We start from the raw sequence: 16,014 nt of genomic DNA, 5'->3' as shown, positions 1-16,014 counted from the left end.
CAGCAGTTACAGGCTTTTTTTACAGGTAAATATTGGCATCAGTTATCGATTACTATAATCAGGATGTATAATCTTTACTTGATGAAACAGCAAATATTAAATTATTAATTTATCTATGGAGAAATAATAAATGTGCCAGTTGTTAGGCATGGATTGCAATACCCCTACTGATATTGTCTTTTCTTTTGAAGGTTTTCGTTTGCGGGGAGGTCTGACTGACAGCCATGCAGATGGTTTCGGCATTGCTTTTTTCGAGGGGCACGGAGTGCGTCTACTTCAGGATGATAAGCCTTGTGCCAGCTCACCTGTCGCAGATTTGGTGCAGCAATATAAAATTAAATCGGAAAATGTAATAGCCCATATTCGCAAAGCTACTCAGGGACAAGTACATTTAGTAAATACACATCCGTTTGTACGCGAGTTATGGGGAGAATACTGGGTGTTTGCACATAATGGCAATTTGCGCCGTTTTAATCCTTCTGAAGGTGAATATTTCAACCCGGTAGGCTCTACGGATTCAGAACAGGCCTTTTGCTATCTGCTTGAGCAGCTACGCCAGCGCTTTCGTCACAAGCCTTCTCGGGAAATTTTATTTAATGCTATAGCAGAAATTACTGCTGAGCTGCGTCAGTATGGTTTATTTAATTATATGCTTTCGAATGGTGACTGGTTAATTGCCCATGCCAGCACCCTGCTTTTTTATATTATCCGGCAGGCGCCTTTTGGTAAAGCTGTTCTGGCAGATGAAGACGTAGCTATTGATTTTTCCGCGGTTACTACACCATATGATCGTGTAGCCGTAATTGCCACATTACCGCTTACCTGTAATGAGCAGTGGCAGCAACTGGCGGTTAATGAACTGGTGATGTTCAGCCAGGGAGAAATTGTTTTGCGCGATTGTATCCAGCCGGCTCAATATATGAGTGTAGAAGATGGTCTGGCCATCGCACGCAAAGCCGGCGTCAGCATGTAACAGATTAAATTGAACTAAGAAACTAAAATTTCAGAAAATCTGTTATTAACTGAACTATCTTATGTTATTTATCCAGAATGGATTGAAACCAGATTAAAGTATAGTAACAATTGCAGATATTTGATGTAAATCCAGATATTTATTAAATATCTATATCTGTTTTCAAGCATTTTCTATAGTAATTAGTGAATCCATAAAAGAAAATCCCGGATAATTCCGGGATTTTTTGTTACTCAGATATGAGAATATTAACTATATATTGATTACATAAATCCATAAATCAGAATTGCTATTACGGCTATCGGAATAACATAGCGGCATAGCACTTTCCAACAAGCAAATACAGCCGGACCTAAATTCAGTTCCTGACGAATTCTCTCCTGATTCATCATCCAGCCGGCAAATACAATCGTACCAAGACCGGTTAACGGTAGCATAAGCTTACTGGTCAGATAATCGAGAGAATCAAAAATATTTTTGCCGAAAATTGTAACATCCTGCCACTCATTAAAAGACAGCAGGCAGGCAATGCCCAATGCCCAGATAAATAAACTACTTACTAAAGTCGCTGATTTACGTCCCAAATGGGTTTTTTCTTCCAGTAATTCAACTGTCGGCTCCAGCAATGAAATTGAGGAAGTCAGGGCGGCAAAGGTCAGGAAAATAAAGAATACGATACCAATAATAGTACCACCGGCCATATTGCCGAAAGCGATAGGTAAGGTAACAAAAATCAGACCCGGACCTTCTCCCGGTTGCAGACCATTGGCAAATACCAGCGGGAAAATGGCCATACCAGATAACATGGCAACAATAACGTCCAGAATAACTACAGTACGTGCTGTAGAAATCAGATTCACATCTTTACCCAGATAGGAACCGTAAGCCATCATAATACCCATGCCCAGAGACAAGCTGAAAAATGCATGCCCCAATGCCGCCAGTACTGCCTTACCGGTAATAGCAGACCAGTTAGGAGTAAATAGGAAAGCAAAAGCCTTGCCAAATGAAGGTCCGCTGACAACAGCCGCATAAACTACCAGACCAATCAGTAAAAGACCCAGCCCCGGCATCATCACTTTACACGAACGCTCCAAACCGGCACCTACGCCCATGGCTACAATCAAAGCAGTAGCAAACATGAAGACGGTATGCCATGTAAGTAAATGGCTTACACTACCAAGAAATTGCTGGAAGACCTGACCGGTACCCTCGCCATTTAAACCTTTAAAAGTGCCAGTACCGGCAAGAAAAATGTAATCAGCAGCCCACCCGCCAATAACACTGTAAAAAGAAAGAATCAGGAATGAACCAAGTACGCCGATAATACCTACCCAGCGCCATGATTTAGATTGCCCTTCATCAGCAGCTACATCTTCCATGGTATGAATCGGATTTTTCTGCCCGCGACGGCCAATCAGCCACTCAGCCACCAGAATAGGCAAACCAATCACAAACATGCAAATCAGGTAGGTAAGCACAAATGCAGAACCGCCCATCTGACCGGCCATATAGGGAAATTTCCAGATATTACCCAAACCAACTGCTGAACCTGCTGCGGCGAGCATAAACCCAATCCGCGAGCTCCACTGAGAATGCGACTTTTTCTTTGTTCCGCCACTCATCGCTACTGCCCCTTACTTCTTAATTCAAACTTTAATCAATAATCATGCCATGAATCGCATTTTTGGACAAGAAATGATTATGAATGTACCGTTTTTGAGACCATTAAGCCCATTATTCAGACATTATGTCCAAATAATGAGCTTAAATATGGATTAAATTCAGGCTAGTTCCAAAAAGTACTAACTTAAAAAAACATATTTACAATAGTCGATGCTGTAGTGCCGGTAGCTTAGTACGTACTGATTGCAGAAATTCGGCATCCAGCTCTGCACAAATAACACCCTCTCCTTCTGGCAAAGAAGCCAGGATTTCTCCCCAAGGATTAATAATCATACTATGGCCATATGTACGGCGGCCATTCTGATGCTGCCCACCCTGTGCAGACGCCAGCACATAACACTGATTTTCAATTGCTCTGGCAGTTAATAATGTGTTCCAGTGTGCTTTACCCGTGGTATAAGTAAATGCTGCCGGTAACACCAGTACTTCAAACGGAAGCTGGGCACGGAAAAATTCAGGAAAACGTAAATCGTAACAAATACCCTGAGCCACAGCGATATTATCAATTCTCAGCTCCGGTACATCCATGCCCCGCAGTATTGTATCTGCTTCTGCGTAAGACTCATTGGCACCAGTGTAACCAAACAAATGCATTTTATGGTAGAAACCCAGCAATTCTCCTGAGCGTCCGTACACCAGCATGGTATTAAATATTTTGGTTTTATCCGTACTTTGTAAAGGTAAGGTACCACCAAATAATATGATCCTCAGTTCAGCAGCAAGAGTTTTTAAAGCTGTTTGCAATCGGCCATCTCCAAAAACCTCAGCCACAGCTACTTTATCTGTTTCGTCTTTACCCATTATCGGCCAGTATTCAGGTAATACTACCCATTCCGCACCTGCATTGGCAGCTTGCCGAACCAGATGCTGCATGGTTTGAATATTCTCAGTAATATCAGTACCAGAAACCATTTGTACGATGCCAACTTTGATACCATTCATGTATTACTCCTTCAATACTTTTGCCATAACTTTGTCAGTTGGGTTATTTATAGTCTTAACTATTTCAATAGGCAAATAATTTGTCTTGGTAAATTAAAAACACTGAAAGTTGTGCAAAACAAAATCAATAGTAAATAAAAACAATTCATACATTAATTAATTCATTTTGACTTTAGCATAAATTATTCACTACAATAAGTACTTACTTTAACAAAATTAAACTTTAACGCCACCTAAATAACATATTAACAGGATAATAAATGCGAACCAAATACCAGACACTATTATTTAAACAAGATAACCTGATTGGCTGCCTGTGAGTAATTTTCACTCTGCTAGATAAAATAATTAAATAGAAATTAAGAATAATCTAGAAATTATTCTAATTTACTCAGGAATAATCATAATGTATCTACAAAGCTTCACTATTAAAAATTTTCGTAAATTCGGGGATCAAGACAATGAACTACAATTTGTCAGCTCTAATAAAATAAATTATCAGAATCGGGATAAGATAACACAACCACTGGTTTCTCCGTCCAGTACATTAATTATCGGCAAAAATAATACTGGTAAAACAACTATTACTAATGCATTAAGTATGCTATCTGAAAATAAGTTGTCTATAAAATCCAGTGATTTTAATTTATCTTATCTTAAAAAATTGATTATAAGCTATATAGAGGCTTTCCAGAATGATAAAAACGACTCTCAAAAACATCTAGAAACTCCAAAACTGGAATTCCGATTAAAAATCAAATTAGATGATCTTAATGAAGATTTAATCACAAATCTATCTGAGTTTACTCCGATTAATGATTTCTCCCGCAATAAAGAAATTATTATCAATGCTACATATGCACTGAAAGAAGAAGCTAATTTTCTTCAGCAGGTTAAAGATCTGATTCAAAACAATCGGATTACGTCTGAGAATAGTGACTCAGAACAGTCTGAACACAATATAAAGTTAAATAATAAACTGCTGGAAGAAATCTGTAAATTACTGGACAATAGAGATGAAACAGAATACAAATTAAGCTTCACAAATAATCTCAATAGAGAAGTCAAAAATTTTTCTTTGCGCGATCTTCTGGAAATTAAATGTATCAAAGCTAATCGCCATCTTGATGAAAATGTTCTGTCTAATGTTTTCCAGCGTATTGTTAATTCTTTATTTACCAAAAATATTAAAAATAACAGTAAAGAATTATTTATCGACGAAATAACAGTAATTAATACTACTATCACAGATACTGTTAAAGATAAAAATGATTCTGTAAGTGAAATAATAGGAGAAATTGAACAGTTAAATCATATTGACATGAAACTGAGCGGAAATGTCAGTAAAGAAGATATTTTAAAAAAGCTGATTAAATACAGCTTTAGTGATGGCGATGACTATATCCCGGAAGATCAGTTTGGTTTGGGCTATATTAATTTAGTTAATATTATCGGCGAAATTATCTATTATATTAGCTCATATGAAGAAAATAGTCACAGAAGCCGAATTAATATACTGGTTATAGAAGAACCAGAGGTTTTTATGCATCCACAGATGCAAGAATTTTTTATTAAACGCATTGATTTAGCGGTAAACAAGGCCATCAGTGAAATAAAACCTGATGCAGATGCAGGAGATTACATGTCTCTTAAGTGTCAGATTATAATAACTACTCATTCTTCACATATAGTAAACAGTAAAATACACAGTTCCAGTTCATTTGATAATATTAATTATTTAACTTTAAAGAATAAATGTAGCAAGGTAATACCATTATATGACGCATTATTTATTCAAGACTTTTCTAAAAAAAGTTCTCAGAAAACTGGTCAACAAATAAATCATAAATTAGATCAAAGAGATTTATTATTTCTAAAAAAACACATTAAATATAAAGTATCTGAATTATTTTTTTCAGATGCAATCATTGTGGTTGAAGGAACAACTGAAGAAATTTTACTCAATTATTATCTGGAAAAAGAAAAAGAATTAAGAAACTACTATATTTCAATATTTAGAATTGATGGTGCTTATGCTCATATTTATTTCCCACTATTACAACAAATACAAATACCTTGTGTAATCATTACTGATATAGATATTAAACGCAATAACACTGAGCCATGTGAATCTACAAGTTCTGAACAAATTAGAAGTTTAAAAAATCGAAAAACTACCAACAATACATTGAAAATATTATGTGGAATTGAAGAACTGAATGATAATTTACAATATAAAGAAATCAGCAATACTTATATTGTTTTTCAAAAAGACCCCATTAACAAGCAATATGCTACCAGTCTGGAAGAAGCAATTATTTTAACCAATTATGATAACCAGTTGGTTATCGAATCACTTAAATCAACTATATCCACCGAAATGTTTAATATTATAATGGATAATAATAGGATTAATCCTAATAGTTCTTTTGAAATACAGAAAAAACTCAATACGAACGGGGGTAAAACAAAATTTGCCAGCACACTCCTTTATAATATGATTACCGTTACTGCTAATACAGATCCAGACTCATCGAATATCATACCTGAATTACCTCAGTATATTACTGATGGTTTTGATTGGTTAATAAGTCAATTGAAAAGTGATAAAGGGAAATAAATATGAGTCTGGAAGAAAATCTGAATCAAGAAATTCAGCAACAGAAGAAAATATTTACAGCCATTGATAAGTTTGAAAGTTTTATTGTTTATGCTGGTGCCGGTGCTGGTAAAACCTACACACTGATTGAAGCAATCAAATATATTTTGAGTCATCATTTAGATACCTTGCACAGACACAATCAAAAAATTATCTGTATTACCTATACTAATGTGGCCGTTAATGAAATCCGCCAACGCTTAGGAGAAAGCCAATATATTCAGGTGTCAACTATTCATGAAATGCTTTGGCAACAAATCAGATTGTATAAACAAGATGAATTGATCGAGTTACATAAAAATAAACTTGAGAAAGAGCTTAGAGAAAATGAATCGGAAATAACAAATAAAGCTAATAAGCTAAATCTTTCTTATCTGAATACAGAGGAAAATAAAGAGTTATTTAAACAGTTTGTGCAAAAAAACAAAAAACAATTTTTTAATCTGGAAAAAGTAACCGAAACACAACAATTCAGAAAAGAGATAATGAAAATAAATCAAACAAATCCAATATTAAATCAGGAAATTTTAGAAAAATCCTTAAAAAATTTGAATAATTTCAAAACGTATTTTAAATATATTAACAAAATTATTACCTTTCAACAAGCAATAGAAAAAATAAATAATTCTCAAAACAATAATAATATTTTATCTGTAGAATATGACAGTAACTCTAACAGTGACCGTTTGGCTTCAATGAAATTTAGCCACGATACTCTGCTTGAATATAGCTTACAGCTAGTAGAAAAATATGATATGTTTAAAAAATTACTGACAGATAAATATCCTTATATGTTTATTGACGAATATCAGGATACAAATGAATCTGTTGTAAGAATACTGGCAAATTTACACCAGTATACCTATCAGCGAAAGCAGAAATGGCTCGCTGGATATTTTGGTGATAGTAAACAAAGTATTTATGATACTGGTATTGGCGATAATATCGAGAATATATATAAGGAAATATCGGGAAATAAGGAAATACCGGAAATTAAATTAAAAAAAATTATTAAAAATTTTAACAGACGCTCAGAAAATCAGATTATTGATTTAATTAATAAAATTAGAAATGATACTGTAAAACAAAAGCCAATTGATCCGGCTAAGAAAAATGGCATAGTTGAATTTTATTTTCTGAAGAACCAAGAATCAATCAGAAATGAAGAAAATGATGCTTTAGTAATTAATCAATTTATTAACAAATATATTACCACTTTAAACTGTAACAGACCTGTTGATTGTCTGCTGTTACTTAATCGTTCAGTTGCTTTTATGAGCGGTCTGCAACAAATTTATAGCGCTATTGAAAAAGCAGAATTTATCTACTGGGATAATATGAATGTTATGATATTTTCACACTTACTCAATAAATTGCATCCAGCTATACTACGTCTGTATCAGCTGGTAACAGCCTATAATACATTGAATAATCAAAATACTACTCTTTATGATTTGTTCGGAAATACTCAGCATAAGGTTACTTTTGCTGAAGCAAGTAAATTAGTTGAAATTTTTACAAACGGACACCCTCAAACTTTAGATGATTTAATAAAATATTTTTCAGCCAATTTAAAGATTTTCAGAGACCAAAAAGAAAATAAAGCAATCACATTTTGGTTGAAAAACTGCTTTGGAATTAATATCTCTGACGTATTTCAAAGCCACAATAAAGATTCAGATGACTCTGCTTTTGCCGATTATATATACGATAATTTATATGAAGACATGTACGGCAATTCAGATTTGATAAACTTAGAAAGTGAAAACGCAAATAAAATTATTCAAGATAATCGAGATAAAATCCAAAATATATTAAATATAGAATTAATTTACTGGCAGCGCTGGATAGCTTTTATTAATGAAGAACATGATGAAAATGATCCGGTAATTTATCATACTTATCATGGTACAAAAGGAGAGGAATATGAAAATGTAGTTATCATTATGGAAAACAGTTTTGGGCAAAGGAAAAAAAATAAATTTAAAGATTATTTTTCTAGTCTATCTTCTGATACAGTACTGGAAAAGAAACAGGAGCTGGAAAATACACGTAATTTAATTTATACAGCATGTTCCAGAGCACGTAAAAATCTATGGATACTTTATCTGGATGACATTACTGATATCAAAAAAGAGATTGAATCTTTATTCGGCACAATTAAAGCGTTTGTCCCAGAATTAAATTAGTCTGCTTTTACTATTAATTATTCAGTAAAAAAATTAATGAACAATTCATATTCAATAAAAGATTCCAGATATATGCTTAATTTAAAAAAACAGATATCCGGAATTTTTGTATCAATCAAACTTAATACTTAGGTCAGTTTAGTTTGGCAATGTGTACATATACCTGTTAGTACGATATGCTCATCATTGAGCATAAATCCATTATCTGCAGCACGCTGCCGTAATGCTGCCCATTCTGAGCTGAGACTTTGTTCATCTACAGCTCCGCACTGGTTGCATACCAGAACAAAATCACTGTGATGAACGGTATTGTCCTGACAGTGACTATCACACTCATGTTGTACATGACGACAAAGTATATAGCCGTTAACAGCAGGTATTTTATGTAATACACCCTGCTCAGCCCAGAAATCCAGTGCCCGGTAAGCAGTAGGCGGAGCAACCGTACTGTTACTGTGCTGTTGCATAGATGCCAGTACCTGGTAGGCTTTAATAACACCACTCATATTTAATACAATATCCAGTACCTGAGTACGCAGTTGGGTAACAGTAACTCCTTGCTGAGCACACTGTGCCATGATACGTGCTTTTTCTTCGGCTTTGGATTGCCATACTGTAGGGTTAGACATACCTGTAAATCTTAAGCCAAGTCACGGGTTACACTCAGACCGGCGAAGGTTTGTGATACCGGCATAATTTCAATATGGTTAACATTCATATGTGCCGGAGTCTGATACAGCCATAATACGGTGTTGGCAATATCTGCCGGTTGCAGATAGCTGATATTTTCATATACGGCAGCAGCCTGTTTATCATCGCCGCGAAAGCGTACATTGGAAAATTCAGTATCACCGCATAAACCGGGGGCAATATTGGTTACTCGTATGCGTGTACCGGCCAGATCAGTACGCAAATTCAGGCTGAACTGGCGTACAAAAGCTTTGGTAGCACCGTAAACATTGCCACCTTTATATGGCCATGAGCCGGCAGTAGAACCCAGATTAATGATATAGCCGCTATTTTTGGCTACCATACGTGGCAATATTTGCCGGGTGACATAAGTTAAACCCAGAACATTGGTATGAATCATGGTTTCCCAGTCAGCAAAGTTTGCTTCCTGAGCCGGCTCCATGCCCAGTGCCAGCCCGGCATTGTTCACGAGTAAATCAATATCCGCCCAAGTACCCTGTAAGGAGGCTAATGCATTATCTACACTGCTTTTATCGACTACATCCATTTGTAATGGTAAAAACTGTGCACCCAGTTCTGCCTGTAAATGTTGCAGCTTATCCAGCCGCCGTGCGGCACCAATAACCTGATAACCGGCATGAACCAGCACACGACACATTTCTGCGCCAAATCCTGCAGAAGCACCTGTAATTAATATTGTCATGTCAGTATCTTTCTTTGTTTAAAGATAACACCTCTATTTGTCCCTTATGAGATAAGTCTATATTTATTCCATTTCCGATATTATGGTATTACATTTCTATTTTGCTACGACTGAGTCTTGTTTATCAACCGGTGACATCCATTCATTCATACCTCAGGAATATTTATCAGTCTGAGAACCAATATTTTACACTGATGATTAAGCTTTTTATTCAGTACTATTCTTAGAAACTATGCTTTGCCCATTATTTTACAAACAAAAGATGCAGACGAATCAACTGACACATTTATAAAACGCTATTAATCATATCTGTTAAATTACTTTTAGTTGCTGATGTTAATTCATTATGTCAGGCTTTCTATCATGTTCATTAACTGCTTTGACAGTTACATTACGATATAAACAGATTGATTTATTGATAGAAAAAACCCCGTTATCGCTAACGGGGCTCTTTGATAACAGATATATGGTTTATAAAGATTGCTGCATCGCCCATGAACGTAAAGCGCGGGCATCGCTTACACGAGTTGTTGAACTGGGAGAGTTCAGTAAAACAATGGTTACCGGCTGGTTCTGCACGCTGGTCAACAGCACCATAGACCGACCTGCTTCACGAATATATCCGGTTTTTTGCAGCGCGATCGGCCATAAACCTTCGCGTACCAGCGCATTGGAGTTGTGATATTGCTCTACTCTGCCATTACTGGTGTATACCGAACCGGAATTGTCAGTTGAATATTGTCTGATAAGCGGATACTGACTGGCACCACGCACCAGTAAAGCCAAATCCCGTGCAGTGGACTGATTGCGCGGATCAAGACCGGTTGGTTCGTAAAAACGTGAATTAGTCATTCCCAGCTCAGCTGCCTTATTATTCATGGCTTCTACAAATGCCGGCATACCACCCGGATAAGTACGTGCCAGAGCATGGATTGCCCGGTTTTCACTACTCATTAAACCAATATGCAACAGCTCACGCCGGGTCATTACTGTACCAACAGACAGACGGCTGGTTGAGTTTTTCAGCCGGTCAATTTCGGCATCTGTGATGGTAATCTGATCATTCATGTTCTGATTGGCATCCAGCACTACCATTGCTGAAACCAGCTTAGAAATGGATGCAATTGAACGTACCTGATTGATATTTTTCTGGTAAAGAATTTCACCGGTCTGATTATTCATAATCAGAGCCGATTGTGAGCTTAATAAAGGACCGGCAATCTGTGCACGGGTTTCCAGATTGGCATCGGGATGGTTGCTGATAAATGTGCTGAGTGTGTCTGACTGACCACCTGCCTGCTTTTGTTCGATAAACTGGCCGAGAACATCAAGGTCTCCGGCTACAGCAGGTACTGCAAAAAACAGACTGCTGCTTAACAGGCTTACCCACTGCCAACGACGCAGACGTGATAAACATGACATGATAACTTCCTTTTTGACCCTGAATCAGGGTAATTTATTTCTCAAGAAAATACTACTCAAACTGAACGCAATAGAGAGACAGACATAATTATTGTCTGTGTTTGAAAGAAGTTTTTAACGTCCAATTATTCAATAAATATATTGTTTCTCAATCTAATTATAAGACAAATTTGCTTACGGCCGGTATTTTCTTATTATATTCGGCTAAAAAAGGTGTTTATAAACGATATTTTAATCAGATTTTCATTATCAAACTGATTTCTTCAGTGATTAAAACCACACTAGCATTCAGTTTGATATCAGCCTGATAAAACTATATACTCGTTTTTTGGCTGAATCCGATACGATATCATCTATGTATTTGGTCCGGCGTTCAATATAAGCTCTATTTTCTTGATGAAATCCTGTTTATGAGTAAAGAAATTCGTTATTGTTCGTTTTGCGGTAAACCTGAAAACGAAGTTAAAAATTTAATTGAAGGTGAAAACGCATTAATCTGTAATGAGTGCGTGGATACATGCAATGAAATGCTACATAATCCGGGTGCGTCTTCTACAGAGAATGGCATGCCGACAGCTGACGGAGACGGGCAGGAAAAACTGCCTACTCCGGCAGAAATTGTTGCTAATCTTGACCAGTATGTAATCGGACAGGAAACAGCAAAAAAATCACTGGCTGTAGCGGTATATAATCATTACAAACGCTTGCGTCTGGGTAAGGAAGAAGGTCAGGTAGAGCTGTCTAAATCCAATATTCTGCTGATCGGACCTACCGGTTCGGGTAAAACTCTGCTCGCTCAGACTCTGGCGCGCAAACTGGATGTTCCGTTTGTGATGGCTGATGCCACCACACTTACCGAAGCCGGATATGTTGGTGAGGATGTGGAACAGATTATCACTAAATTATTGGGTAAATGCGATTTTGATGTACAAAAAGCACAAAAAGGCATTGTATACATTGATGAAATCGATAAAATCTCCCGCAAAAGTGATAATCCCTCTATCACCCGCGATGTATCCGGTGAGGGTGTTCAGCAGGCTTTACTTAAACTGATAGAAGGAACTGTTGCATCTGTGCCGCCACAGGGTGGGCGCAAACATCCTAATCAGGAATTTATTAATGTAGACACTACTAATATTCTATTTATCTGTGGCGGTGCATTTGCCGGACTGGAAAAAGTTATCCGTCAGCGTACTGAAAAAGGTGGTATCGGCTTTGGTGCTGCGGTACACAGCAAAGACGAAAATACCAATGTAAGCGAGTTGTTTCAGACGGTAGAACCGGAAGACCTGATTAAATTCGGTTTGATTCCAGAGCTGATCGGTCGTCTGCCAGTTATTGCAACGCTTACTGAGCTGGATGAAGATGCATTGATTAATATCCTTACCGAACCTAAAAATGCATTAATCAAGCAGTTTCAGGCTCTGTTTGCGATGGAAGGTGTGGAGCTACAGGTACAACCCTCTGCATTACGGGCAATTGCCAAGCTGGCCATGGCGCGCAAAACCGGTGCCCGCGGCTTACGCTCAATTGTAGAAAAAGCGTTGCTTAATACTATGTATGCTTTGCCGGATTTAAACGATGTAAAAAAAGTGGTTGTTAATCAGGATGTAATTGATAAAGGTGCTGAACCTGAATGGTTACTGGCTGATGGCAGTGCTTATAAAGGCTAAAACCATAAGCTGAATTTTACGTACATAAAAAAACCGTCTGAATTCCAAAATTCAGACGGTTTTTTTATGTCCAGAATAAATGAGTTAACCGGTTAATAATGTGTCCGCAGTAATACCCGGATTATCAAACCGACTCTTCAGTATAAAATTTTATCATCAGAACATTATAGATAACGGCCAAACCACAATACTTTACCGATGATTTGTACATCATCACTTTCACTATCCAGCCGGATTTCAAAACTCGGATAGGCTTCATTAGCAGAAATAACATTCACTACATTACCCGGCATCAGCTGTAAACGCTTAACCAGCAGATTATCGTTAATACGCAATACATACAAACCATCACGGCGTATATGATTCATTTGCTGTACCAGAATGGTGTCTCCGTCATTGAGCACACCTTCCATTGAATCGCCTTTGACCGAAATCACTGACAAGCCACTAACTTCAGGGCTAATCATTGAATTTATCCAGTCCTTACGAAACGCCATGGTAAACATCGGTTTTTCATTAGCAACTAAACTACCATGTCCGGCAGCTGCTTCAATTGCATAACGCGGCACATAAACAAAATCTTCAGTATTCACCGGATTACCCAGCGTATCATGTGCTGCCTGAGTTTGCTGTTCAGGAAAGGGCTCCCCTTCTCCGGTCAGCAGCCAGTCAATACTGCAACCTTTTAATTCTTTGATACGTTTCAGGGTTTCTGCTTTGGGTAACCCGCCTTCATGCCAGATACGGCTGAAACCGGCCATAGTCATATCAATGTCTGTGGCAATTTTAGACTGGCGCTCACCCGGCCACAGTGAAGCCAGACGGTCTTTAAATGTTTGCATGCACAAATTCCGGCAATTTCTTAGAAATATCGTCAATAAATTTGTTTTTATTATACTTCATTTTTAGAAAAATGAAAAGTAACTAAATATTTAAGAAATAAATTCCTTGAATATTTATTTTTTTCTAATTAATATAATAAAAATTAAACAATTTATTAGATTTTTCTAAATAAGGAATGGATTATGAAATTATTAAAAATATATGGGTTAATGGCTTTATTATTGTTGCTGGGCAATTTTCATTCAATACCAGCTCGTGCTACAGCTCCTGCGGCATTGATTTCGCAAACGCTGGACTGCCAGCATCTGGCGAATTTAACTTATACTGAAATGAATCCAACCCAGATTAAAGTAGCCAAAAACTGTGACCAGCGTGAAGCTGCACAAAGCTGGCAGAATGCATACGGGAAAATGAATCATACTGAAATGGCAAAAGCTACGGTTTATGAGGCTTCCTGAAATATTGTATCGTTCCGCTTCTGTTGTACTATTAATCACGTAATTTCATTATTTTTTATATTTACCCTGATACTGCACTGTTTTAAAACACACATAAAATAAAAGCCTGAGTACCTGAAATAACAGATAGCTCCGGCCTTTAGAAAATCTGAACAGGGGTTATTGTTTTACCTTGAATTCAGTACAAAAATAATTAATTATTTGCTTTGTGTTGTAACTGAGTCAGTAATTGCTGATGAATACCACCAAACCCGCCATTACTCATGATCAGAATATGATCCCCCTGCTCTGCCTGTGCAGTGATAGCTTCAACCAGTGACTGCATATCCTGAAAAACTGCTACTTTATCCTGTAACGGACTTAGTGCAGCCGCAACATCCCAGTCAACCCCGCCGGCATAACAGAATACTTTATCAGCTTCCGCCAGACTGGCAGGTAAAGCAGCTTTCATGGTACCCAGCTTCATAGTATTAGAGCGTGGTTCAAGCACAGCCAGAATACGTGCATTAGCGACTTTCTGACGCAAACCGGCAATAGTTGTGGCAATGGCTGTCGGATGATGAGCAAAATCATCATAAACCGTAATATCGTTAACAACACCTTTGACCTCCATGCGCCGTTTAACATTCTCAAAACGAGACAATGCTGCACAAGATTGCCGGATCGACACACCTGCATGACGTGCCGCAGCAATCACTGCCAGTGCATTCATGCGGTTATGCTGCCCCAGTAGTTTCCACTCTATATGTCCAACCTTTTGTTGCTGATAGAGGACATCGAAGCCACCGGATGCAGAAATTTCACCAATTTGCCAATCCTTATTCAGACCAAAACCTTCTACTTCTGACCAGCAGCCTTGCTGTAAAACTTCGTCCAGTGCAGCAGATTGTTCATTAACGACAATCAGCCCTTCACTGGGAATTGTACGAATCAAATGATGAAACTGAGTCTGAATTGCTGCAAGATTGGGGAAAATATCCGCATGATCATATTCCAGATTGTTCAGAATTGCCGTACGCGGACGATAGTGGACAAACTTACTGCGTTTATCAAAAAAAGCTGTGTCATACTCATCTGCCTCGATAACAAAAAACGGACTGCACTCTGGTTCAGATGTAGATTGCTCAGCCGGTGGTACCTGAGGCAGGCGCGCTGATACAGCAAAATTTTGCGGCACCCCGCCAATCAGAAATCCGGGAGCCAGACCAGCATCTTCAAGCACCCATGCCAGCATACTGGCTGTCGTTGTCTTACCATGAGTGCCGGCTACTGCCAGTACCCAGTGCTGTTGAAGAATATTTTCAGCCAGCCATTGCGGGCCGGAAGTATAAGGTAAGTTACGATTAAGGATGGCCTCAATGACAGGCATGCCGCGACGGGCAACATTACCAATTACATAGACATCAGCGGGATATCTGTCCAGCTGTGCTGCTTCGAATCCTTCCACCACATCAATACCCAAATCAGTCAGTTGTGTACTCATGGGCGGATACATTTTGGCATCACAACCAGTTACTTGATAGCCTGCCTGTTTGGCTATAGCGGCAATTCCTCCCATAAATGTTCCGCCGATACCAATGATGTGGATATGCTGCATTTCTCTGTCTCTATGCGATGAAAACCAGCATTATAGACTTTCCTCATATTTACTACATGGATGTTTTGTATTTTCTATACACTATCACCACTGAAGTTAAATTCAAAATACAAACAGGCACTGAAAACAGAAAACAGAAAACAGAAAACAGAAAACAGAAAACAGAAAACAGAAAACAG

The 16,014-nt window shown here is 37.7% G+C and carries 12 protein-coding genes; 5 read left to right on the top strand and 7 right to left on the bottom strand.

All coding sequences use genetic code 11. The annotated features are described in order from the left end of the window. Positions 1–130: 130 nt before the first annotated feature. Complete coding sequence (locus H3V00_RS00700; RefSeq protein WP_198206681.1) at positions 131–973, top strand: class II glutamine amidotransferase; 843 nt, start codon at positions 131–133, stop codon at positions 971–973. Between the two features lie 263 nt (positions 974–1,236). Here the strand turns inward: H3V00_RS00700 and H3V00_RS00695 are convergent, their stop codons facing one another. Both H3V00_RS00695 and H3V00_RS00690 read right to left on the bottom strand, forming a co-directional pair. Continuing rightward, positions 1,237–2,598 (bottom strand): sodium-dependent transporter, encoded by a 1,362-nt coding sequence (locus H3V00_RS00695; RefSeq protein WP_198206682.1) that lies wholly within the window; start codon positions 2,596–2,598, stop codon positions 1,237–1,239. A gap of 199 nt (positions 2,599–2,797) precedes the next feature. Further along, positions 2,798–3,601, bottom strand: coding sequence for a carbon-nitrogen hydrolase family protein (locus tag H3V00_RS00690; RefSeq protein ID WP_198206683.1), 804 nt, complete (start codon positions 3,599–3,601; stop codon positions 2,798–2,800). Positions 3,602–4,007: 406 nt separating this feature from the next. Here H3V00_RS00690 and H3V00_RS00685 point away from each other — a divergent pair, with 406 nt between their 5' ends. Continuing rightward, a complete protein-coding gene (locus H3V00_RS00685) occupies positions 4,008–6,221 on the top strand; it encodes an AAA family ATPase (protein ID WP_198206684.1) in 2,214 nt (737 codons plus the stop codon). A gap of 2 nt (positions 6,222–6,223) precedes the next feature. Further along, positions 6,224–8,449, top strand: a complete 2,226-nt coding sequence (locus tag H3V00_RS00680; protein ID WP_198206685.1) for a UvrD-helicase domain-containing protein — start codon at positions 6,224–6,226, stop codon at positions 8,447–8,449. A 128-nt stretch (positions 8,450–8,577) separates the two neighbouring features. Here H3V00_RS00680 and H3V00_RS00675 read toward each other — a convergent pair whose 3' ends face one another. The 3 genes from H3V00_RS00675 to H3V00_RS00665 form a co-directional block, all read right to left on the bottom strand. Beyond that, positions 8,578–9,027: a Fur family transcriptional regulator gene (locus H3V00_RS00675; protein WP_370386278.1), complete on the bottom strand. Its 450-nt coding sequence runs from the start codon at positions 9,025–9,027 to the stop codon at positions 8,578–8,580. Positions 9,028–9,089: 62 nt separating this feature from the next. After that, positions 9,090–9,842: an SDR family oxidoreductase gene (locus H3V00_RS00670; RefSeq protein WP_037391211.1), complete on the bottom strand. Its 753-nt coding sequence runs from the start codon at positions 9,840–9,842 to the stop codon at positions 9,090–9,092. A gap of 471 nt (positions 9,843–10,313) precedes the next feature. Beyond that, entirely contained in the window at positions 10,314–11,264 is a 951-nt protein-coding gene (locus H3V00_RS00665; protein WP_084565414.1) for a D-alanyl-D-alanine carboxypeptidase family protein, read from the bottom strand. Positions 11,265–11,674: 410 nt separating this feature from the next. On the opposite strand from H3V00_RS00665, the gene clpX reads away from it, so the two are divergent. After that, the gene (gene clpX / locus H3V00_RS00660; RefSeq protein ID WP_198206686.1) at positions 11,675–12,937 is read left to right on the top strand and encodes an ATP-dependent Clp protease ATP-binding subunit ClpX; all 1,263 of its coding nucleotides are present in this window, start codon (positions 11,675–11,677) and stop codon (positions 12,935–12,937) included. Between the two features lie 164 nt (positions 12,938–13,101). Here the strand turns inward: clpX and H3V00_RS00655 are convergent, their stop codons facing one another. After that, positions 13,102–13,779: a helix-turn-helix transcriptional regulator gene (locus tag H3V00_RS00655; RefSeq protein WP_025330304.1), complete on the bottom strand. Its 678-nt coding sequence runs from the start codon at positions 13,777–13,779 to the stop codon at positions 13,102–13,104. Positions 13,780–13,962: 183 nt separating this feature from the next. On the opposite strand from H3V00_RS00655, the gene H3V00_RS00650 reads away from it, so the two are divergent. After that, entirely contained in the window at positions 13,963–14,238 is a 276-nt protein-coding gene (locus H3V00_RS00650; protein WP_110414038.1) for a hypothetical protein, read from the top strand. 193 nt (positions 14,239–14,431) lie between these two features. Here H3V00_RS00650 and mpl read toward each other — a convergent pair whose 3' ends face one another. Further along, the gene (gene mpl / locus H3V00_RS00645; RefSeq protein ID WP_198206687.1) at positions 14,432–15,835 is read right to left on the bottom strand and encodes a UDP-N-acetylmuramate:L-alanyl-gamma-D-glutamyl-meso-diaminopimelate ligase; all 1,404 of its coding nucleotides are present in this window, start codon (positions 15,833–15,835) and stop codon (positions 14,432–14,434) included. Positions 15,836–16,014: the final 179 nt, after the last annotated feature.

Origin of the sequence: Snodgrassella sp. W6238H11 (assembly GCF_016100525.1) — a bacterium.
Classification (GTDB): Bacteria; Pseudomonadota; Gammaproteobacteria; order Burkholderiales; family Neisseriaceae; genus Snodgrassella; species Snodgrassella alvi.
This window is presented reverse-complemented; position numbering and strand designations above follow the sequence as displayed.

Bases quoted from the DNA above. Each gene is read 5' to 3' on its own strand.
- H3V00_RS00675 (WP_370386278.1), bottom strand. From the start codon at position 9,027: ATGGCACAGTGTGCTCAGCAAGGAGTTACTGTTACCCAACTGCGTACT.
- H3V00_RS00695 (WP_198206682.1), bottom strand. From the start codon at position 2,598: ATGAGTGGCGGAACAAAGAAAAAGTCGCATTCTCAGTGGAGCTCGCGG.
- H3V00_RS00670 (WP_037391211.1), bottom strand. From the start codon at position 9,842: ATGACAATATTAATTACAGGTGCTTCTGCAGGATTTGGCGCAGAAATG.
- H3V00_RS00685 (WP_198206684.1), top strand. From the start codon at position 4,008: ATGTATCTACAAAGCTTCACTATTAAAAATTTTCGTAAATTCGGGGAT.
- H3V00_RS00700 (WP_198206681.1), top strand. From the start codon at position 131: ATGTGCCAGTTGTTAGGCATGGATTGCAATACCCCTACTGATATTGTC.
- mpl (WP_198206687.1), bottom strand. From the start codon at position 15,835: ATGCAGCATATCCACATCATTGGTATCGGCGGAACATTTATGGGAGGA.
- H3V00_RS00690 (WP_198206683.1), bottom strand. From the start codon at position 3,601: ATGAATGGTATCAAAGTTGGCATCGTACAAATGGTTTCTGGTACTGAT.
- H3V00_RS00680 (WP_198206685.1), top strand. From the start codon at position 6,224: ATGAGTCTGGAAGAAAATCTGAATCAAGAAATTCAGCAACAGAAGAAA.
- H3V00_RS00650 (WP_110414038.1), top strand. From the start codon at position 13,963: ATGAAATTATTAAAAATATATGGGTTAATGGCTTTATTATTGTTGCTG.
- clpX (WP_198206686.1), top strand. From the start codon at position 11,675: ATGAGTAAAGAAATTCGTTATTGTTCGTTTTGCGGTAAACCTGAAAAC.
- H3V00_RS00665 (WP_084565414.1), bottom strand. From the start codon at position 11,264: ATGTCATGTTTATCACGTCTGCGTCGTTGGCAGTGGGTAAGCCTGTTA.
- H3V00_RS00655 (WP_025330304.1), bottom strand. From the start codon at position 13,779: ATGCAAACATTTAAAGACCGTCTGGCTTCACTGTGGCCGGGTGAGCGC.